This window comes from Oceanobacillus sp. CAU 1775 (assembly GCF_054482815.1).
Genome location: NZ_JBTLRO010000004.1, coordinates 31812 through 53243, shown reverse-complemented (window position 1 = coordinate 53243; position 21432 = coordinate 31812). Strand labels below are relative to the sequence as shown.

Here is a 21432-nt window from a genome sequence, read left to right as displayed (position 1 = left end):
TTAATTATACTAACTCAAATACTCCAGCTGCTCCCATACCGCCGCCAATACACATTGTTACTACACCGAACTGAACGTTACGACGCTTCATTTCATGTGCAAGTGTCAATGTTAGTTTTGTTCCTGTCATACCTAGCGGGTGACCTAATGCGATTGCTCCACCATTAACATTTACAATCGAAGTATCTAAATTCAGTTCTTCAATTACTCGTAATGACTGTGAAGCAAATGCTTCGTTTAATTCAAATAGCCCAATATCTGAAAGGTCAAGTCCTGCAATTTTTAATGCCTTAGGAATTGCCGCTATCGGACCGACTCCCATAATTTCAGGTTCAACCCCTGCTACTGCGTAGGAACGGAATTTTAATAGAGGCTGTAATCCTTCAGCTTTTGCTTTATCATGATCCATCAAAAGAACAGTTGCTGCTCCATCACTCATTTGCGAAGAATTACCTGCAGTTACAGATCCTTGCACATGGAAAGCGGGTCTTAATTTAGAAAGGATTTCAACGTTCGTACCTTCTCTAACCCCTTCATCCATCTCAAAACGAGTTGTTCTTTCTTCTACTTTATTCTTTGAATTAATTACTCGCTCTGTTACATCAACAGGAACGATTTCATCATTGAATTTACCTTCTTTAATTGCTTTAGCTGCACGTTCGTGGCTCATTGCTGCGAATGCATCTTGATCAGCACGAGAGATATTAAAACGATTTGCTACCTCTTCAGCTGTATGGCCCATCCCCATATAATAGCCTACTGCATTTTCTACCAATGTTGGGTTCGGTCTAATGACATGCCCACCCATTGGAATGAGACTCATAGATTCTGCTCCACCTGCAATGATGGTATCACTTGCGCCGAGCATGATTCGTTCTGCTCCATATGCAATACTTTGTAAACCTGAAGAACAATAACGGTTGATAGTTATTCCTGGAACATCATTAGGTAGACCAGCTAAACCAGCGATGTTTCTTGCCATGTTCATTCCTTGCTCAGCTTCAGGCATTGCACAACCTATAATTACATCATCAATATTTCCTGAATAATTGCCAGCACGTTTTAGTGTTTCTTTGATAGTAGCTGCCGCTAAATCATCTGGTCGTGTATTTGCTAACGAGCCTTTTTTTGCTTTTCCTACAGGGGTTCTTGCACCTGCAACAATTACTGCTTCTTTCAATTTTCCTTCCCCCTTTTGTAAAATATAATTTCTGAATTAATTACGTAATGGTTTTCCTTTCACAAGCATATGTTGCATTCTTGCTTGTGTTTTTGGTTCTGCGATTAGGCTTAGGAATGCTTCGCGTTCTAAATCTAGCATTGTTTGCTCATCGATAAATGAACCTTCTTTAGTTCTTCCACCTGATAAAACATATGCTAACTTTTCAGCAATTTTCAAATCATGTTCTGATGCGTATCCACTTAACTGTAGATTTTTTGCACCTAGTAGCATTGCTGCATAACCTGCATCACCTACAACTGGGATTTTTTCCCGTGCTGGTGGTTTATAACCTGCTTTATCTAAAGAAAGCACTTTCTGTTTTGCATCGTAAATAATATGATCTGGGTTTGCACTTATTGCATCACCGCTGTCTAGATAACCATTTTCCAGAGCTTCTTGTGCCGAAGTCGAAACCTTCGCAGTCGCTACCTTTTCAAAGACATCGTTTGCTACTTTGGATAAATCAAAATCTACACCTTTTGGCATGTTACGTAACTGTTTAAGATATAATTCCTTCGTTCCACCGCCACCAGGGATCAGTCCAACACCAAATTCTACAAGTCCCATATATGTTTCTGGAGATGCTTGGATAGCAGCTGCTGGTAAAGATATTTCTGCCCCACCACCAAGTGCCATATTAAATGGTGCAAGTACCACTGGTTTTTCAGAATACTTAATATTCATTGCCATGTTTTGGAACTGACGAACAACCATATCTAACTCAAAGAAGTTGTCATCTTGAGCTTCCATTAACATTAGTGCAAGGTTCGCGCCTACACAGAAGTTTTTTCCTTGGTTACCAATAACTAATCCTTTATAATTCCTTGCAGCTTCTTCAATGGAAAAGTTGATCATTTGCATGATGTCTAATCCTATTGCATTACTTTGCGAATGGAATTCTAGAAGTAGAACATCGTCACCCAAATCTATTAAACTAGCACCTGTGTTTTTCTTAATAATATTACTTTCATTCTTATATAAGCGAAGATTTATTTCTTTAGGATTTGTTTTAACTGGAACATATTCTCCATTGTTATAGAAGAACACTTTTCCATCTTCTTGTTTATAGAAGCTTTCATTTCCAGCTTCCAGTAGTTCTAGTACCCAAGCTGGTACTGTTTCTCCTTCACTCTGCATTCGTTCTACAGACCCTTTAAGTCCGATTGCATCCCATGTTTCAAATGGACCGATTTCCCAACCGAATCCCCATTTCATTGCTTGATCAATTGCTACGATATCGTCTGCAATTTCACCAAGTAATTCAGCAGAATATAGGAGTACTGGTTTTAATACAGACCACACAAGTTCAGATGCACGATCATCTTTCACAGAAAGAAGCGCTTTCAATTTTCCACGAGATCCTTTTGCTTGTTTAGCCATTTCAATTGCTGCTGTTTTTAATTTTTTACGATCTTCATACTCCATTGTTTCTGGATTTAATTCATAGATCGTGCCATCTTTTTTATGGTAAAAACCTTGACCAGTCTTCGAGCCTAGCCAACCATTCTCTAACATTTTATTCATAAATGCTGGTGGGTCAAATACATCTTTCTCCGCGCCTTCTACTTGATCGTAAACATTACGTGCTACGTGTAGGAAGGTATCTAATCCAACAACATCCAATGTACGGAAAGTTGCACTCTTCGGTCGGCCAATTAACGGACCTGTTACTGAATCAATTTCGCCGACACTATAGCCTTTTTCAATCATTTCTCTCACAGTAATTAATAATCCATACGTTCCAATGCGATTAGCGATAAAGTTTGGTGTATCTTTCGCAACTACAACACCTTTACCTAAAACATCTTCAGCGAATTCCTTCATAAATGAAAGTACTGCTTCATCCGTATGTTGTGTCGGAATAATTTCAAGTAGCTTTAAGTAACGTGGTGGATTAAAGAAGTGTGTTCCAAGGAAATGTTTCTTCATATCTTCACTTGAATCTTCTATCATTGCTTCCACCGATATACCTGAAGTATTTGAGCTTACAATACTTCCTTCTTTACGATGCTCATCTACTTGTTTGAAAACACTCTTTTTAATTTCAAGATTTTCAGTTACAACCTCAATAATCCAATCAACTTCACTGAGTTTCCCCATATCCTCTTCAAAATTCCCAACTTGGATAAGTTCAAGACTAGCTTTTGATGTAATTGGCGAAGGTTTTTGCTTCAATAATTTCTTTTTGTTTTCTGCACTAATTCGATTTCTAACGTTCTTATCTTCTAATGTAAGTCCTTTTTGTTCTTCTTGTTTTGTTAATTCTTTCGGCATGATGTCCAGCATTAATACTGGTATCCCTAGGTTTGCCAAGTGTGCAGCAATTCCAGAACCCATTACTCCAGAACCTAAAACTGCAGCCCGCTTGATAGACAATGTCATGTTTTATCCCCCAATCTAATTTTTGAATGAATGTTCATTCATTAATCCTTAAAAATAAAAGATAGGCTTCTATCTCGTTAATTCTTAGTATAAATTACTTTCAGACATTTCGCAATTAATATATCATAATTTTTCCAAAAAAGAAAGCGTTTTATTTTACTAACTTTTAGTCTATGTTACAGTTCCATATTATTTAGAGAAGAAACCCGCTTCGGAAATATACTCAATGTACCTATATAGATTGAGAGTCCCTTGATTCAGACAATTATAAAGAGATATTTTTATTCAAATCGTAATCATTACTATTTACAAATCGTAATCATTACGATACTATAAGAATAGTTTTGTAAAAGGAGCGAATAAAGTGCATTTTAGATATATTATTATACTACTTATACTAGCAATTGGAATAATTAGTGGCTGTTCAAATCAAAATAATGACAATGCAGAAGAAACTAAACCTACTATATATACAACCGTTTATCCACTACAATTTCTTGTACAAGAAATTGCTGGCGAGGAAGTAGATGCTGTATCAGTCTATCCTTCGGGAGTTGATGAACACACCTATGAGCCTACCTCAAGAGAGTTAACAAGTATTGCTGATGGTGAAGCTTTCTTTTATATAGGAGCAGGACTTGAAGCTTTTGCAAATACTGCCGCAAGTGCATTAGAAAATCAAGATGTACGTTTGATTGAAATCGGAGCAAATGAAGAGCTCTTCCTAAACAATGAACATGATCACGACCATGAAAACGAAGAGGATGACCATCATCACGGTGATCTCGATCCACATATTTGGCTTGATCCTTTACGAATGATTGATATTGCTGAAATAATTTACGATGAATTAACGGATCTCTTTCCTGACAATCAAGTTCTATTTGAAGAAAACCTTGTGAACCTTACAACGGAATTAGGAACTTTAGATGAAGAATTTCAACTACTAATATCTAGTAAATCGAATAAGAAAATCCTTGTTTCACATGCTGCCTTCGGTTATTGGGAAGAAAGATATCAGCTCGAACAGTTATCCATCCATGGACTGTCAACTGAGAACGAGCCGTCCCAAAAAGATTTAATTGAAATTGTGGACTTAGCAAATGAAAATGAAATCAAACATATCATTTTTGAACAAAATGTAGTTACTCGAATTTCTGAAGTGATTCAACAAGAGATAGATGCAGAAGTAAGAACGTTGCATAATCTTTCTGTACTTACAGAGGATGATAAAACCGAGGAACGTGATTACTTTTCAATTATGAGAGACAATCTTAATGTATTAGATGAAGTTTTAGGTGAGTAATTTGTTAAGAAAGGAGTGCTTACTATGGATAAACCTATTGTTACCATGAAGAAAATAAACTTTGCTTATGAAGATAAAACTGTACTGGAAGATATCAACTTTGAAATACCAAAAGGTAAATTCATGGGTTTAATCGGTCCAAATGGTGGCGGAAAAACTACCTTAATTAAATTAATGCTAGGACTTATTAAGCCAGACTCAGGAAGTATCGAACTTTTCGGCGAACCATTAGAAAAATTCAATGGTAGAAATAAAATTGGTTTTGTCTCTCAAAAGGCAAACAGTTTTAATCTAGGCTTTCCTGCAACAGTATATGAAGTAGTTTCTACTGGGTTAACAGCAAAACTTGGCTATCTCAAATTTTTAAATAAAAAACATAAAGAAAAAATCTTACAAGCTATTGAATTAGTAGATATGCTTGATTATGCTTATGAAAATATTGGAAATTTATCTGGTGGACAACAACAAAGAATCTTTATTGCACGCGCACTTGTCAATGAACCTGACTTACTTATATTGGACGAACCTACTGTCGGAGTTGACCAGGAAAATGTAAAGCGCTTCTATGATTTACTTTATAGATTAAACAAAAACGAAGGTATTAGTATGCTTTTAGTTACACATGACACAGGGATAGTTACTGAATATGCTACAGATATTGTCTGTTTGAATAAGAACCTCCATTTTCATGGCGACCCTAAAGAATACACCTCTCTATCTGAGAAAGATCTTTCTTTATTTTATGGACATCCTGTAACAATCGTCACGCATCACTAGTAATGGAGGAAACAAAATGATTGCAGATTTTCTAAATTATGATTTCTTGAAATTTACATTCTTAACTGGGATTTTAATCGGGATAATCGCTCCTCTTTTAGGGACTTTTATTGTGGTTCGTCGCTTATCTCTAATAGCTGATGCCTTATCACATGTTACTTTAGCTGGGATTGCTTTTGGACTTATGATTGAAAAATTATTCGTAATCGCCCTCTCCCCTCTTTATAGTGGAATGGCCTTCTCGGTAATCGGCTCCATCTTTATAGAAAAGCTACGTGGCGTATATAAATCTTATCAAGAGTTAGCTATTCCAATTATCTTATCTACTGGGGTTGGATTAAGTGTTATTTTTATCTCTGTTGCAAATGGCTTTAACACCGATTTATTCGGTTATTTATTTGGTTCAGTGTCTGCAGTAAGTAAAAATGATTTCTATTTGATCTTATTAATCTTTGTTGTGGTAGTAAGTGTAGTCACTTTCTTCTATAAAGAATTGTTTACCCTATCGTTTGATGAAGAACATGCAACAATATCAGGTATTCATACAAAAAGGATTCATCTATTATTTATCATTTTAACATCACTTGTTATTGCTGCTTCCATTCGAATCGTGGGAGTGCTACTTGTTTCAGCATTAATGACCTTACCGGTTGCAGCAGCAATGCGGATCGCTAAAGGCTTTAAGCAGATGATGCTTTTATCCATTATATTTGGAGAAATATCCGTTATTTTTGGTATTATCATTGGCTACTACCTAAGTATTCCACCAGGTGGTACAATTGTAATGATCGCCGTCGCTATTTTACTTTTGGCAATTGGTTTTAAAAAAAGTCGAAAATCAGTAAATAAAGTGAGGGAAGCATAATGAATATGAATGAAGCTATGAATTTATTGAAACGCAAGGGATTTAAGACAACCGGCCGAAGAAAAGATATCCTCCATTTTTTCGAAAAAGAAGATGGTTATCGTACGGCTAAAGAATTAATGCAATTCATGGAAGATAAATATGAGGGTATTAGTTTTGATACAGTCTATCGAAATCTAAATCTATACAATGAGATGCGCATTCTCGAGACAACAGAATTAAACGGTGAAAAGCATTTCAGAATGAACTGTACGAAACACCACCACCACCATTTCATTTGTAGCTCTTGTGGCAATACAAAAGAAATCAATGTCTGTCCAATGGATGAGATTCAACATAAACTTGGAAACTACTTAGTTGAGGACCATAAATTTGAGATTTACGGACTATGTCCGGGGTGTCAGGTTGCATAACACTTTTAAAGAAGTAAGGCGACTTAACGAAAATTTGTTAAGTCGCCTTACTTTTATTATTCGCTTCTCACTTCATCAAGCACTTTCATTTCATCATGATCCAGCATATTTTTCTGAACGACACGATCTACTGGCTTGTTTAAAAGACTAGATAACTCAGTGGCAACATCTGCTTCACCAACTACGTATAATTGTTCCCAATTGCTATCCTTTGCCAGTTTATCTAATTTTGGAGCGATTTGTTTATACCAACGTTGCATATTAGCTGCATATCTTGATTGAAAGTTATCCTTTTGTACGTTTGGTCCACGAGAGCCTGCCATTGTTGCTGGTCGAGGCCCTTTTTTAATTTTCCAATCCTCTGTTTCAATATCTAATTCATAGTTAACCGTATCTAAAATACGATTTGATTCAGATTTGATAACTTTAATTTGATTCTGTTGGACTAAAACAACGCCAAGCTTAGGGTATTTCTCCTTTAGATTCCTCAATTGATTTAATTCTGGTTCTTCTTGCCAGTAAAACTCTGAATCTAAATTCATTTGCACTTTTCTAGCAAACCAAATCTCATCATCTGCTGTGGCATATATAACAACACCTCTTTGCAAGCTTGCTTCTTCTTCTTTCATATAATCAGTAACTTTTTTCTTAACTTTTAAAAAGTTATCTAATTCTTCATTGTTATCATCTTGTTGTAAGTATTTTTCAAAATTACGCATACCATTTTTGAAATGAATTTTCCATTCATCTCCTTGTTTATTAGTGGCGGAACGATCTGTGTTTAGGTACATTGTAAATATCTTATTAACACCATCTGTTTTGACATCTTCTAGCCATTTTATTGTTTCTGTAATGCCCATGTTTTCTGCCATTTTACTATCGTCCTCCTATATAATAAAATTTACTGCTTCTTTGTATTTAACCTTAATGTCAGCTGAGTAAACATTTGAATTTACTGATAACTTCCACCCTATGCTTCTTATCTATTAAAATAACTAAACCCGCGAAACTATCTAAATATAGATAGCTTCACGGGCTTATTTTCTTGAATCAATTTAAGCGATTTGCTAAGTTGTTTAACTCTTGCTTCAATTGATTTAGTTCTTCTTCCGATACATCCTTATCACCGTATCTGACTCGTTGATAGATTACTAACTCCGTTCCGTCTCCGATACGTGCTAACCACTTTTCTAATGTTTCATGAGATAACCTAGCATAGTTCGACTTTACTAGTTTTTTCTCAAATTCAAAGACTAGACGACGTGCTGGATGTTCAGGTTTTTTGAAGAAATTTTGCCAAAATGGTTTCCTCGGTTGGTTTGTTTCTTGTTTCATTTTATCATTTCTTAATTGGTGTTCACTCACTTCTTCAGATTCTTCGTTTTCTCTTAGAGGACGTCTTAACTTATGAAATAAATAGACTATACAAATAATTATTACCGCAAATGCAAGTACGATTAAAATTATTGCGTAACTACTAACACCTTCCATTATCGATTCGCCCAATTCTGGACTTTGAATTCCAGTTACCTCATCTTCAGGTTCATAATCATATATGGAAGGATCTGGTGTAACCCAATAAAACAAACCCGCAAAAAACGATGAAATATGAGCTGTCAGAAACCCAATAACAATCCAAATTAATCCAACAATCCTGGTAACTATTTCATTTAAAAAGAGGAAAGCAAATCCTCCAGCGAGTACGATTATACCGATAATCTTTCCAAATTGTACAAGGAAATCAGATTGCAATGATTTCGAAACTATTACTAGATTCATTAAATAAAAACCTATAAAAGTTAAGAAGAATTGAATAAGGAAAATCCAATAGATTTCGTTATCCCCATTAAATACAGTTAAAAGTATTACCAAAATGGCAGATGTACCTAGATAGCCGGCTTCTCTTCTCTTAATATCAGTTTTTGCAATACGATAATAACGATAGGTAAGTACAATACTGAAAACAACCACCAGACTAATCATATAGTCAGCTGCGTAGAATGCAAATGCGAGAATGGGAATCATAATAATATAGAGGATCTCGTTTAATTCTCGGTAAGCAATAAAAGAAAATAATACAGCACTCATTAATAAGATTACAAGGAAGGACCAATATGGAGCTTCAACAGTATTCGAAAACTGGATAGCTATTAAAATAATATAAAACGCTATAATTCCTTCATTTATATAATGAGAAAATTGAGCAATAATCCGTGCATTTTTATCCATTCACTTCATCCTTTAAACAATTAAAGTAGGTCTAATACTTTATTAATAAAATAGTTAAGCAATTTTTCTATTTGATACCGAAGTGATAGAGGCTACCCCATTTGATTCATTTATCTGAAAAACAGTGTGTCCCTTTTGTTCAAGTTGTGTAATTTGAGCATAGGATTCCTCACTAATTTCCCCTATGATAATAATTGTTTTTCTTTGCTGCAGTGTTTTCGATACATGAAATAGTAAAAGTTCAAATGAAGAAGCAATCGGTTGTCTTGGTATACGGGCTAAAAATTCTAAACTTCGGGCTAAATGTCGATTGTCATTGCCTTCTGGTAGTTGCAGGAAAGAATTGCTTCCATGTTGTCTAACATTTAATAAAATTTCATAAGAAGTATCTTGTTCTGTCGCAAACTTACTTAAAAATGCTGTATAAGATAACAAATCTTCTGTTCGTGTACTTTCACCGACTCGTTGTTCTTGTTTAAGATTCACTATATATACAAATGAAAGATCTGCTACCTTCTCATAAATATTCGTTTGTAACTCTTGTGACCGAACCGATGCTTTCCAATTAATTCTTTGAAAAGAATCACTAGATTGATAATCTCTCGTTCCAATTGAACTTTGAATGTCCTCATATGGTGAGTATTGCATTCGAGCGTCACCAGGAAACTGATGATAAATTACTTCGAGTCCAGTTACTTCCTTTAATTCTGGATAAACAATAAACTCTGTCTGATAATATTCATCATAACGCATTTTCATTTGATGAAAACTAAATAAATGTGGGAATTCATATACTAGCTGGGTCATTCTAGCAGTTCCTCTTTCTACAGCTTTAATAGGAACCTCTATGGCTGGTTTACGCTTTGAACTAATTGAATAAGGTATTTCTATGCCATACCAATAGTTTTTTCTATTAGTATCATTGTTCATCACTTGTACGTTATGACCTAGGTTAAACCTTAACTTGCCGTTAATGATTGGAAAAAATGATTTATTTTCCATTTGAATCTTCCACACCATATCTTCACCAGGGAAAAGTCTTACTGAGCGTTTTGGATTCTCAACAATTATATTTTCCGATACTGATTTTTCAAAAAGCTTATGGAAGACGATATGCACAAGTAATAGTGCAGCAATAATAAACGGAATAAAGTTTTTCAGGATTATTCCAACTAAAAATAAACCAATAATAGAAAGGCCGAATAAATCAAATGACTGCAAATGCTTCGATTCTACTTCTCTTTTCCACTTCATTTATTATACCCCTACCTCAACCGGTACTGGAACCTGTGAAATGACATCATTCATCACATCTTTTGGCGTGCGTTTCAGTGAAGCTTCCATAGATAAAATAATTCTATGTTCAAATACGTAGCGAGCAAGTGATTGCACATCATTCGGAGTGACAAAATCTCTGTCATTTAAAAGTGCCTTTGCTTGAGCCGCACGCATTAATCCAAGCATTCCTCTAGGACTGATACCTAATTCGATTTCCTGTGAAGCTCTTGTGGCTTCAACAAGATCAATTAAATAATCCATTACTAAATCAGATACATTTACTTTTTTAGTTTCTTCTTGTAAGGAAATAATATCATCGGTAGTAACAATTTCACTTAATGACTCAGATGGATCAGCCAAGCGGTAATTCGTTAAAATAGATTTGGCTTCTTCATTTGTAGGATAATCTAAACTAACTTTGAACAGAAATCGATCCAATTGCGCTTCTGGCAATGGGAATGTCCCATAATTACTTTCAATCGGATTCTGAGTTGCAAGTACGATAAATGGAGAAGGAATAACAATTCTCTCCCCATCAATTGTTGTCTGCGTCTCTTCCATTACTTCTAGTAAACTTGATTGTGTTTTTGGTGTCGCTCTGTTAATTTCATCAGCTAACAATACATTCGTAACAACTGGGCCTAGACGTAATTCAAATTCCTGTGTTTTTGGATTTAAAAAACGAATACCTGTAATATCACTTGGCAGAACATCAGGTGTAAATTGAATTCGACTATAGTTCCCCTTCATTATTGTCGCAAAGCTCTTAGCAAGCTTTGTCTTCCCTGTTCCAGGAACACTCTCAAGTAGTACATGGCCTTTAGCTAATAGCGCGACAAAAATCAACTCAACTATTTCCTCTTGTCCATAAATTACTTGATTTAACTTCTGCATTGATTGTTTAATCTTTTCCATTCATCTACATCCTTTTGTAATTTTAGTAATTAATTTTATCGTAACATAATTCTAAAAATTGGTCTATATTTGTTTCATTTGGGAATTAAAGTAAGTTGTTGACGCTTCATGGAATAGAAAAAGAATAATTTATTTGTTAAACGGGATTATATTCATAGCAATTTGGAAATTTAATAGAATAAAACAAAAAAGAAAAGCCGTAACACATAATATGCTACGGCTTTTCTTTTAACTTAAGGTTTAATTATTTTAACTTTTTTAATTTGGTAGCCATCCATCTCTTCAATAATAAATTGATGGTCCTCATACTCTACAACTACACCTTCTTGTGCATCAAGGTTGGTCGTGAATATCCAACCACCGATTGTATCAACTTCATCATCTATTAATTCGATACCTAAAATTTCATTTAAATCTTCAAGATGAATTTTTCCTGAGACAATTAAAGTTTGATCATTGATTTCTTGGATATCAGGAACTTCATCTTCATCGAATTCGTCACGAATATCTCCAACAATCTCTTCTAAAATGTCTTCAACTGTAACTAGACCAGCTGTACCTCCATACTCATCGTTTACGATTGCCATATGGATTCTTTCTTTCTGCATTTTCAGAAGAACTTGTTTGATAGGAGTTGCCTCTGAAATATGTAGAATTGGTCGGATAAACTGGTTAATTCTAACTGACTTCCCTTGAATATGACCAGAAAATACTTCTTTTAAGTTTACTAAACCAATAATATTATCCTTATCATCATCAGCCACTGGATATCTCGTGTACTGACCTTCTAAAATAACATCTAGATTGTCTGATATACTATCATCTTTTGAAAAGTATACCATTTCTGTTCTAGGGACCATGATTTCCCTTGCTACTCGCTCATCAAATTCAAAAATGTTATTAACATACATCATTTCTGCTTGATTAATTTCGCCACTTTTGTAGCTATCAGCAAGAATTAAACGAAGTTCTTCTTCCGTATGTGATTGTTCATGGCTAGCCATTGGTTGGAAACCAAGGATACGCACTAATAGACGTGCTGATCCATTTAGTAACCAGATAAACGGATAAAGTAAGCGATAGAACCAAATTAATGGTCGAGCGACTAAAAGCGTCACCTGTTCTGCTTTTTGAATTGCAATGTTCTTCGGTGCTAATTCCCCAATTACTACATGGAGGAATGTTGCGATACTGAATGAAACGATAATTGCAACTGTAGTTACAGTTCCTGCACCAAGATTAAAGTAATTTAATAATGGATGCAACATTCTTTCAAATGTAGGTTCTGCTAAACGTCCAATACCTAATGCTGTAATCGTAATTCCTAACTGACAGGCTGATAAATACTCATCTAAATGTGTAATAACAATTTTAGCAGCCTTTGCTGATTTTTTCCCTGTTTCGAGATGTGGTTCAAGTTGTGTACTTCTGATTTTTACAATCGCAAACTCGGCCGCTACGAAAAACGCGGTCAGTCCGATAAGTACAGCAACTGCAAGTAAGTTAAATATGGGCAATACGTCCAATTAAGGTTCCCGGTGCAAATAGTGCAACGAGAACTTCACCTCCTGTGTTTTGTTTCAGATTTTTTTAAAGTTTACCGTTGTTCAATCAGAGAAGGCAGAACCAACCTGATTTGAGCTATATAGATTATAGACTTAAGATTGTTCTTTACCTTCCCATTGAATCACCCACTTTTGTAAGTTTCATTATAATATATCATTGGGATTCAGTCTATAAAGAACGTTTGAGAAATGAGATTTTTCACAGCAATCTTACATTAAAGACGGTTATTTCGTCACTTATACTAGCTTATACCCTATAACATGAAGAAATCTCATGTTTTAAACATTTCTCTTGGCTTTGCTCATGATTTGGAAAGATTGATTGAAAAACAGCATAAAAAAATCCACCCTAGTTAGGATGGATTTTTGAAATGTTTTGTTTAGCGTACACTGCGTACGTGGCCAGCAAATTTGCTTGCCCAGTAACCAGTAGTCATGTCTGCAACTGCAAGTCCAGTTGAGTTTTGTGCACCGATGAATTTACCGCCACCTAGGTAAATTCCAACGTGTCCATTTGTTTTGTAAGTATTAAAGAATACGATATCTCCAGGCTGCATGTTGCTTGCAGAAACTTTAGTTCCTGTAGATTGAAGACCTGCTGTACTTGATGGAATCGAGATTCCACCTTGTGCAAATGCCCAAGAAACAAATCCTGAACAATCAAATCCACCTGGTCCTTTACCTGCCCAGCGATATGGAGTACCTAAGTGGTTGAAACCAGCATTGATTGCTGTGCTAATCCCACCAGATGCTGCTGGTCTTGGAGCTTGGTTAGTGCTTGATTTCGAAAGCGTTGTTAAGTTACCACCATTTGAATCTGAACTAGCACTTGCTGTTTGTACAGGTACAACTGGTTGTGTTAATGCGTCGATATTTCTGCTTACTTCACTTTGTAATGAAGCAAGTTGTCTATCTTCCATTTCTAACTCTTCAACTTTAGCAAGAAGTGTACTTTCTTTTTCCTTAAGATCTGCTTTCTTTGCTTTTGTTTCTTCTTGTTGTTCCTCGATTAATGCTTGCATTCCTTCGAGTTCAACTTTCATTTCGTTTAGTTCATCAAGTTTAACAAGTACTTCGTTTTGCATTTCTTCGACAACTAATTTATCAGCTTCAATTCTTTCCATTAAATTCGTATCAGATTCAGTGATTTTGTTAACTGCAGTAAGTCTGCTGATGAAATCACCGAAGTTTTTAGAACCAAATAATACTTCTAGGAATGAGATGTTTCCACCATTTAATTGGTAAGAAACTGCACGTTCTTTTAAGATATCGAAACGTTGTTGAATTAATTCTTCTAATTTAACAATGTCTGCTTCAAGTTCTTCAACTGCTTGCTCAGTAGCTGAGATATTATCTTCGTTTTCTTGCATTACTTTTTTATTCTCTTCTAGTGCTTCTGTTGTACGCTCAATCTCTTTATTAATCTCTTCTAGGTCTATTAATAAATCAGCAACCTCTGACTCTGCTTCTGATAGATTAGCTTTTAGATCTTTTCTATCTTCTTGAATCTGTGTTTGCTTATCTTTTAACTCATCTAATGTTTCAGCAGATGCCGGAGCACCGAAAAACACACTACCTAAACCAACTACAGAAACTGTAGATACCGTTAATAAAATCTTTTTCAATTTCGCGTTCCCCACTTCCGTCACCAAAATTGCATGTAACTCTCTATGTAAAATGCTTTATATGTATGTTTGCAATCCCGTGAAATTATATGTTTATTATTTTGATTCCATGGGTAGTATAACACCCTTAAATTTCACCCATGTTATCGTTATGTTACAGTTATGTTTCAAATAATGACAAATTATTTCCTCAAAAAAGAAAATCCAAGTCGAAAACGCGTTCATATCACATAATAAATGTGCATATTTTCTTATTACAAGACAATATTACTATAAATAATAATAGTATGTTTATATTGTTTTTTGCAAAATGGACGAAGAACGGTAAATTTTCCACAAAAAAATACTTATCATTCAAATAAAAATGATAAGTATTCTCTCGTTAAACTAGTTTATTTTGAAACGCATAAATGACCGCCTGTGTTCGATCTTGTACTTCCAATTTACTTAGTATATTACTCACATGAACTTTTACGGTCTTCACTGCTATGAAAAGTTCATCGGCGATATCTTGGTTTGTTTTCCCTTCAGCGATTAGAAGCAGGATTTCTTTTTCTCTTTCGGTTAATTGTTCATGTAAAGGTTCTTCCGATTTATTACGCATGCGGTTCATAATTTTCCCAGTTACTTCTGGCTCTAAAACCGATTGTCCGTCATGTGTTGCGCGGATTGCCTTCGCGATTTCTTCTGCCTTTGAAGTTTTTAATAAGTAGCTCGTCGCTCCCGCTTCCAAAGCCGGATAGACTTTTTCATCATCTAGAAAGCTTGTAACAATAATAATCTTCGCTTCTGGCCACTCGGAAATAATCTGACGCGTTGCCTCGATGCCATCCATTTGCTTCATAACTAAGTCCATGAGAATGATATCTGGACGGAGTTCTAGAGCGAGTTCGACAGCTGGACCGCCATCATCTGCTTCAGCGATAACATCAATGTCAGGCTGTGCGGATAAATAAGAGGAAACACCTATGCGAACCATTTCATGATCATCTGCAAATAATACTTTAATCATCATTTTCCTCCCCTTCTATCATTGGGACTTTTACCTCGAGTCTTGTTCCTTCATTCGGCAAACTGATTACTTTAAAAGTTCCACCGATTTCATAGGCACGTTCTCGCATGTTTTGCATCCCGTACGAACCTGTCTTCATTTCTTGCATGTCAAAGCCAATACCATCATCAGTAATTCTTAAAATGATTGTTTCATCGCGGACAATTAATAAAAGATTGAAAGTTGATGCTTCTGCATGTCTGAGTGTATTTGACATTGCCTCTTGGATAATTCGGAATAGCTGATCTTCAATTCCTTTATCAACAGCCAAATCATCAATCGTCCAGCTAATTTCCATGGTCACCTTTTGTTGCATCTCGATTAATAATTCTTCGACACCTTGTTCAAGAGTTTTCCCTTTTAAAGCAACTGGTCGAAGATGTAATAAAAGCGCACGCATTTCAAGTTGGGATTGATGAATCATCTTTTCAACGAGTGCGAGACGAGATTTTAAGTCAGTTTCTTCCATCGGTTTACTTTCATTGATTGCTGACATCATCATCGAAGCTGCGAATAATTGCTGGCTGACGGAATCATGTAATTCACGTGCTAAGCGATTTCTTTCTTGGGCAACAATCTCTTGCAAACTTTGTTCCCGTTCTTCTGCACGTTCTGTTGCTAATTTCTGTGTATGTTCTGTTTGTTTTTGAATTCGCTCCTGAATTTGCTCGAGGCGCTTTTCAATGCTAACTAATTCATGGTAGGGATCTTCTTCTGTTCCGAGTTTCTGTCCTTTGCTTATCGCATCCAATTTACGATCTACCCAGTGCAAACGCTGCTTCCAATACCAACCAATCGCTAAACCGAAGACCATTCCACCAGTTAGAACGAGTCCAGCCACCCATATTAGGAATGGCACATTTCCAAATTCTACTTCCCATAAGAAAGATATTTTTTCAAGTGGGAAAATAACGAACACAACCGATAGAAGTGCTATCGCGAATACAAAACTATATATAATTGCTGTGAAAACATGTCTGAGCATTGTACTCATATTCGCTTCACCTCAATATCTCCAGAGAGTAAAGAGGTAACAATTTTCACACGAGATGTAGCATGATCATAATTTTTTGTCTGGTAAAATACGGACTGATTAAATAACTTTTCATCTGTTCGATTGAAAATTTCTGCACGGCCAAAAATGGCGCTATGATGAATGCTCACTTCGACTTCATAAGGGACATAGATTTCAATATTTCCTATCCCATGGCGAATGGAAATAATTGCTGTGTCATTTGGCAAAACCGTATTACTCAGGTCAATCATACGATCCCCCATGAGTCCCTGGATATTCACATCCCGCCATTGGTACGCATACTCCGTTGTGTGTTGATCATCGAATATTGTATGGTCGAATAACGGATCTTTTTGGACTAAATCTTCAGCCAGTCTACTTTCAGCTGGTAATTCAGGGGCTTCATGTTTCACGTCTTTCGTTGATTTTGTATAATTAATGATTAAAATAACGACGGCCGCAAGTACGAAAAAGCGGATTGCCATTAAATTTAATACGGAAAAAATAAAAGAGATGAGCGAGATCCAGAAGAGAATTTTTCCCCATAACATGCTGAAGTTTTTCCAACCAACATATGTGAAAATCGCTGCGAAAAGTGCTGGCACAATTGCGCCACCAAAGAAAAAGACGATCTCAAATAAAAAGAGGATCACACCAATGATTAATATCCAGTTATATGTTTGTGTCGAAATTTGTTTAAACATTGCTGTCACCCTCCTTTTTCGTTAAATATGTAATAGACGCAGACCGAAATCTACGTCTATTAGTATAGCATGTTTCCTTTTGTTTATAAGCTATTATTCTGTTCTTTTGCTGCCATTTCTTTTTCAAGTTTAGCAATTTTGCTATCAAAACTGCTCTTGTAAAACGCGTTATTTACTTGATGTTCAAGGTTCTCGATGTACTGCTCAAGCTCCGCAAATTTTGCAAATGGCTTATCAGAAACGTCATCAATCACACGATTCATTTGTTGATTCGCTTTGGCAATATTTTCACGCCCCATTAATTCCATGCGACGCATATGCATATCTTTCAAGCGATGTTTCATTTCTTCATATTTAGCTTCTAACATTTCGAGCTGCTCCATTGCATCCTCACGACTTGTTTTCAGACGGTCAGCACGTGCTTGATATTCTTCATACTCTTTCACTGCAAATTCATGCATGGAAGTTTCTCCAGCTTTTTCTGCAATCTCCGCTTGTTTCTTACGCTTGTCAGCAAGGTCCTGCGCTTTCAAGTACTCACGGGAAAACTCTTCCTTTAGTTTGTACTGACGTTCAATAAGTTTTTTCACTTTTTCCTTTTCCTGTTCACTTTGGCGTAAATATTGATTCAGTGCAGAAATTGGATTCTTCTGTTCCTTCTTATCCATTAACTCATGCAAATCTGCTGAAATACTATCCATCCATCTTGTAAATATGTTTGTTGACATAGTTTATACTCTCCTTTTATTTGTTTAAGTCTGCCCATTCTCTCTCAAAATTAGAAAACGGATCATTATCTTTCATTGTGTGGACAACTGGTGAATCATCCTTCGAGTCCTTCCAGCTTTTATAAATCAGGTATAGCGCATATAATGCGACAACACCGATTAATGCATAGATGTTAGAAACGGTGAAGCTTAGGATCAACAAGCCGACAATCGCCCATCCAACTTTTCCTGCTGTAGAATCACTTTTCATGAATTGTTTAAACACGATGTAAAGTAACCAAACACTTAATGCGAAAATTACCATTGGGCCAATGCTTGCAAGTAACACAAAGAATGCAATTAGACCCCCGACGAACAGTAGAAATTTAGTCATCTGTTCTGCCTCCTTTCTTTATCTTGATTTCATCTTACCGTGGATGGCGATTTGTCGTAATGAGCCTGAGCTATATTTTGGGTTAGGACTTGAGGCGTATTTGGAATAAGACCATATAAAAAAAACACCCGTGGTGATTATGAGTGTTTTGGCATAAATATGGTTAAATTAAGTTTTGATAACTAAATTAGCTTTACATTATTTAAGTAATGTCCTTCTATTAAAATAGTTTTTGATAAATATCTTCCGTATATTTCTTAATCGCTTTATCATAATCGGGGTATGTATACCCAAGCTGTTTGGCAACTGGTATAGCATAGCTTCTAAATAATGCATGACAAGTAAATAATGCCTTCCACAACTTTAATGTATCGCATGCAGTATATGTGGAAAGTAGTGCCTCACATTCAGCTTCGGACAAATATTGCAGCAGATACTTATAGTTCTTTCCAACACTGAAGGTAAATCCGTGTTCAATACCAGTTTTCCAAGCAATCATGCGGAGTAAATTAGGTCTAACACTCTCATTCAGATGATCAATCGCATATAATAATTCATTTCTAACTAATCCTTTTACTACATAAGTTGATACCCACCAGAATTCATTACAACAATCATCAAATACTTTAGCATCGGGTTTTTTTATCCAATATTTCTCATCACTTGGAATGAGTTCTGTCTCTATACGCTCATCTTTATCAAGTAGTAACTCAACCAAACCATCACTATTGTCGAGGTAATCAGTGAGTTCCCTTAAAGGAATAAGTGTCAAATCGATTCGATTACCATCTTCAAATAACATGAGATAAGAAAACCAGTTTCCTAACTCTGGAGGAAATAATTCCATAGCTTCTGGCTTTTGCATAATGATTCTTTTACCAAAAATAGTGAGCCAATCGTCCGTTGCTTTAAATGAATCAAGGTCTGTTACAAAATAAGAAACATCATAATCTTGAAATGAATCTGCTGGAACATTTTTGTTTGTTCTAGAGCCTTCCAGAGTTACAATCCGTACTCTGTCATCTTGAATAGCAAAATCAAGCACTGTTTTCAATATTTCAGTCTCATTTCTCATCATATAAATCCTTTCTACCTATCATTCAATTCCATCGCAGCGCGAATATAAGCTGTAAATAACTCGACATTCACTTCTTCCAGCTTTTTCACACGAATGTGTCGCATCGTTTTTCCAGTTCCATTTAATAAGCTATGTTTATCTAATTCTTGTAATTGGATCCCTTTTTGAAAACCTAAATTTACATGATTTTTACTCGCTTGTAAATAGCAGGCTAGTCCATGATATGAATAATTTGGCATTGACCATTTATATTCCTCTTGAAGCTCAGGTGAAGTATCAAGAATAATATTCCTTAATGTTTCTGTAATTTCTTTTATATCTTCTGGGAGGGATGCGATATACTGATCCACTTCTTTTAACTTTCTAGTCTGCAAAGCCACTAACCATCCTCTCTTTTTACAATCCTTATCTCCAAAACTTCGTGTGATCTTTTTTATCCCATATATTAAATTCGATCATTTTTTCCAGAAGGTCATAATTAAATGGTTCCTCCCACTTCATGCGAACCAATTCTTTTGTATGACTGTGACCTGCTTCTTTAATGTCTTTGGCGAATTGCTCAATTCCTGCGTTCTCAGGTGCAACCGCCATATGACGTTTTGCAACACTGAAGCCAATAATATAAGTTCCGTGGTCCGTAAACATTGGTTGGTTCCATTTTATTTCAGGTACGAGATTTGGATATTTTTCCGCGACCCATTCCAAAACCTCTTTCATTCTCTCTTCGTGTGCTGGCTGTTCGATTTTGTTTAAAAACTCTTTAAAGATTTCCATACTTCACTTCATTATTTTGATTATATTCTCTTCTAAGCAGACTGTAGACTACTGTATCGTGAAAAGTTTCGCCATCAAAGTCCGTTTCACGAAGAATGCCTTCTTTCTTAAAGCCAAATTCTTCTAGTAGTCTTTGCGAGCCCTTATTCCCTGCAAAGATATCTCCAACAATACGATTTAAATTGAGGTCATTAAAACCATAGTTAAGCATTACTTTGAGCACTTCGGTCATTACACCTTTTTGTTGAAATTCCTTTTTTATAATCGCACGCATTTCAGCTTTTCGATGATAGGTATTTACTTTATGAAAATCGAAGGTCCCAATAATTTCATTTGAACAAGAAGACAAAATCACCCATGGTAACTCTTTTTTAGCTTTAAGTTTATTAAGACTCTCCCTAACTTCAAGATTCATTTGCTCGATACTCTTTACTGGGTGTGGTGTAATAAATTGCATTGTTTCTTTATCGGACATCATGTCGTAAAGTGCAGGTGTATCCGAAATCCTGATTGCCCTTAGTATATAGTTTTCTGTTTTAATTGTTTCTAACAAAAGCGAACCTCCCTTTTAAAAGTTAAATTCCTTCTTGATTTGCTTAGCAACTTCTGCTGCCGATAGATTTTTATTGTTAATGCGGAGGTAGTTTTCCCTCGTGATTTCTCCTGGGTTTGAATTTAAACGATGATTCTTCATTGTTTCTTTCATTTCAGCTTCCGACCAAGCGACATTTCGTTTCGTTGGCTTATGCTCTAACCTATTTGGTGTACTATTGCGGATAACTCTTTCCTCCAAATCTGCTTCGAGTTCGACAAAATAAACCTCCGCACCCTCAGACTCGAATATCTCAGAGACTTTCTTCACATAATCCCAATCTTCTTGTAAATCAAATGCCCATACATAAGTAAAAATAAATCCATCCAAGTCACTCTTTGCGACTGATTCAAAAATATCTTGACGGAACTTATTTACCAGACGCCACATTTCTGGCTTGAACTCATAAATTGGTGCGAGTAAATCGATTGTCATATGGTTGTGGAAAAGTTTGAAGCCCGTGACTTTTTGTAGTTCTTGCCCTACTGTCATCTTACCTACTGCTTGTGGGCCGAATATCATAATGAATTTCATATGCAG

22 protein-coding genes are annotated in these 21432 nt (G+C 35.8%); 4 read left to right on the top strand and 18 right to left on the bottom strand.

Annotation, left to right across the window (positions count from 1 at the left end):
* Positions 1-4: 4 nt before the first annotated feature.
* Entirely contained in the window at positions 5-1180 is a 1176-nt protein-coding gene (locus ACXYMZ_RS08145) for an acetyl-CoA C-acetyltransferase (protein WP_458947897.1), read from the bottom strand.
* 36 nt (positions 1181-1216) lie between these two features.
* Positions 1217-3604: a 3-hydroxyacyl-CoA dehydrogenase NAD-binding domain-containing protein gene (locus tag ACXYMZ_RS08140; protein ID WP_458947896.1), complete on the bottom strand. Its 2388-nt coding sequence runs from the start codon at positions 3602-3604 to the stop codon at positions 1217-1219.
* 364 nt (positions 3605-3968) lie between these two features.
* Between ACXYMZ_RS08140 and ACXYMZ_RS08135 the strand changes: the two genes are divergently transcribed.
* Genes ACXYMZ_RS08135 through ACXYMZ_RS08120 form a run of 4 tightly spaced genes read left to right on the top strand, consistent with a single transcriptional unit; the run spans position 3969 to position 6965 of the window.
* Entirely contained in the window at positions 3969-4910 is a 942-nt protein-coding gene (locus ACXYMZ_RS08135; RefSeq protein ID WP_458947895.1) for a metal ABC transporter solute-binding protein, Zn/Mn family, read from the top strand.
* Between the two features lie 24 nt (positions 4911-4934).
* Entirely contained in the window at positions 4935-5687 is a 753-nt protein-coding gene (locus ACXYMZ_RS08130; RefSeq protein ID WP_458947894.1) for a metal ABC transporter ATP-binding protein, read from the top strand.
* A 16-nt stretch (positions 5688-5703) separates the two neighbouring features.
* On the top strand, positions 5704-6552 hold the full coding sequence (locus tag ACXYMZ_RS08125; RefSeq protein ID WP_458947893.1) for a metal ABC transporter permease: 849 nt from the start codon (positions 5704-5706) through the stop codon (positions 6550-6552).
* Positions 6552-6965 carry a Fur family transcriptional regulator gene (locus ACXYMZ_RS08120; protein WP_458947892.1) on the top strand — a complete coding sequence of 138 codons (414 nt, stop codon included), beginning with the start codon at positions 6552-6554 and terminating at the stop codon, positions 6963-6965. Before ACXYMZ_RS08125 ends, ACXYMZ_RS08120 begins: the two co-directional genes overlap by 1 nt.
* 56 nt (positions 6966-7021) lie before the next feature.
* Here the strand turns inward: ACXYMZ_RS08120 and ACXYMZ_RS08115 are convergent, their stop codons facing one another.
* From ACXYMZ_RS08115 to ACXYMZ_RS08040, 16 genes are all read right to left on the bottom strand, one after another.
* A complete protein-coding gene (locus tag ACXYMZ_RS08115) occupies positions 7022-7837 on the bottom strand; it encodes a VLRF1 family aeRF1-type release factor (protein ID WP_458947891.1) in 816 nt (271 codons plus the stop codon).
* A gap of 178 nt (positions 7838-8015) precedes the next feature.
* Positions 8016-9194: a DUF4129 domain-containing protein gene (locus ACXYMZ_RS08110; protein ID WP_458947890.1), complete on the bottom strand. Its 1179-nt coding sequence runs from the start codon at positions 9192-9194 to the stop codon at positions 8016-8018.
* Positions 9195-9248: 54 nt separating this feature from the next.
* Positions 9249-10448, bottom strand: coding sequence for a DUF58 domain-containing protein (locus ACXYMZ_RS08105; RefSeq protein ID WP_458947889.1), 1200 nt, complete (start codon positions 10446-10448; stop codon positions 9249-9251).
* A 3-nt stretch (positions 10449-10451) separates the two neighbouring features.
* Positions 10452-11387 carry an AAA family ATPase gene (locus tag ACXYMZ_RS08100; protein WP_458947888.1) on the bottom strand — a complete coding sequence of 312 codons (936 nt, stop codon included), beginning with the start codon at positions 11385-11387 and terminating at the stop codon, positions 10452-10454.
* A gap of 233 nt (positions 11388-11620) precedes the next feature.
* On the bottom strand, positions 11621-12913 hold the full coding sequence (locus tag ACXYMZ_RS08095; protein ID WP_458947887.1) for a hemolysin family protein: 1293 nt from the start codon (positions 12911-12913) through the stop codon (positions 11621-11623).
* Positions 12914-13332: 419 nt separating this feature from the next.
* Positions 13333-14577 (bottom strand): C40 family peptidase, encoded by a 1245-nt coding sequence (locus ACXYMZ_RS08090; RefSeq protein ID WP_458947886.1) that lies wholly within the window; start codon positions 14575-14577, stop codon positions 13333-13335.
* A gap of 382 nt (positions 14578-14959) precedes the next feature.
* Positions 14960-15589: a response regulator gene (locus ACXYMZ_RS08085; protein ID WP_458947885.1), complete on the bottom strand. Its 630-nt coding sequence runs from the start codon at positions 15587-15589 to the stop codon at positions 14960-14962.
* Positions 15582-16622 (bottom strand): sensor histidine kinase, encoded by a 1041-nt coding sequence (locus ACXYMZ_RS08080; protein WP_458947884.1) that lies wholly within the window; start codon positions 16620-16622, stop codon positions 15582-15584. Before ACXYMZ_RS08080 ends, ACXYMZ_RS08085 begins: the two co-directional genes overlap by 8 nt.
* Positions 16619-17347: a cell wall-active antibiotics response protein LiaF gene (liaF, locus tag ACXYMZ_RS08075; RefSeq protein WP_458947883.1), complete on the bottom strand. Its 729-nt coding sequence runs from the start codon at positions 17345-17347 to the stop codon at positions 16619-16621. The genes ACXYMZ_RS08080 and liaF overlap by 4 nt, the downstream gene beginning before the upstream one ends.
* Before the next feature lie 83 nt (positions 17348-17430).
* Positions 17431-18075 carry a PspA/IM30 family protein gene (locus ACXYMZ_RS08070; RefSeq protein ID WP_458947882.1) on the bottom strand — a complete coding sequence of 215 codons (645 nt, stop codon included), beginning with the start codon at positions 18073-18075 and terminating at the stop codon, positions 17431-17433.
* 16 nt (positions 18076-18091) lie between these two features.
* Positions 18092-18448, bottom strand: coding sequence for a lmo0954 family membrane protein (locus tag ACXYMZ_RS08065; RefSeq protein WP_458947881.1), 357 nt, complete (start codon positions 18446-18448; stop codon positions 18092-18094).
* 220 nt (positions 18449-18668) lie between these two features.
* On the bottom strand, positions 18669-19523 hold the full coding sequence (gene ant(6) / locus ACXYMZ_RS08060; protein WP_458948171.1) for an aminoglycoside 6-adenylyltransferase: 855 nt from the start codon (positions 19521-19523) through the stop codon (positions 18669-18671).
* Positions 19524-19537: 14 nt separating this feature from the next.
* On the bottom strand, positions 19538-19906 hold the full coding sequence (locus ACXYMZ_RS08055; protein ID WP_458947880.1) for a DUF1801 domain-containing protein: 369 nt from the start codon (positions 19904-19906) through the stop codon (positions 19538-19540).
* A gap of 25 nt (positions 19907-19931) precedes the next feature.
* On the bottom strand, positions 19932-20300 hold the full coding sequence (locus tag ACXYMZ_RS08050) for an iron chaperone (protein ID WP_458947879.1): 369 nt from the start codon (positions 20298-20300) through the stop codon (positions 19932-19934).
* Positions 20287-20853 (bottom strand): GNAT family N-acetyltransferase, encoded by a 567-nt coding sequence (locus ACXYMZ_RS08045; RefSeq protein WP_458947878.1) that lies wholly within the window; start codon positions 20851-20853, stop codon positions 20287-20289. The genes ACXYMZ_RS08050 and ACXYMZ_RS08045 overlap by 14 nt, the downstream gene beginning before the upstream one ends.
* Before the next feature lie 15 nt (positions 20854-20868).
* Complete coding sequence (locus ACXYMZ_RS08040; protein ID WP_458947877.1) at positions 20869-21426, bottom strand: AAA family ATPase; 558 nt, start codon at positions 21424-21426, stop codon at positions 20869-20871.
* Between the last annotated feature and the right edge of the window lie 6 nt (positions 21427-21432).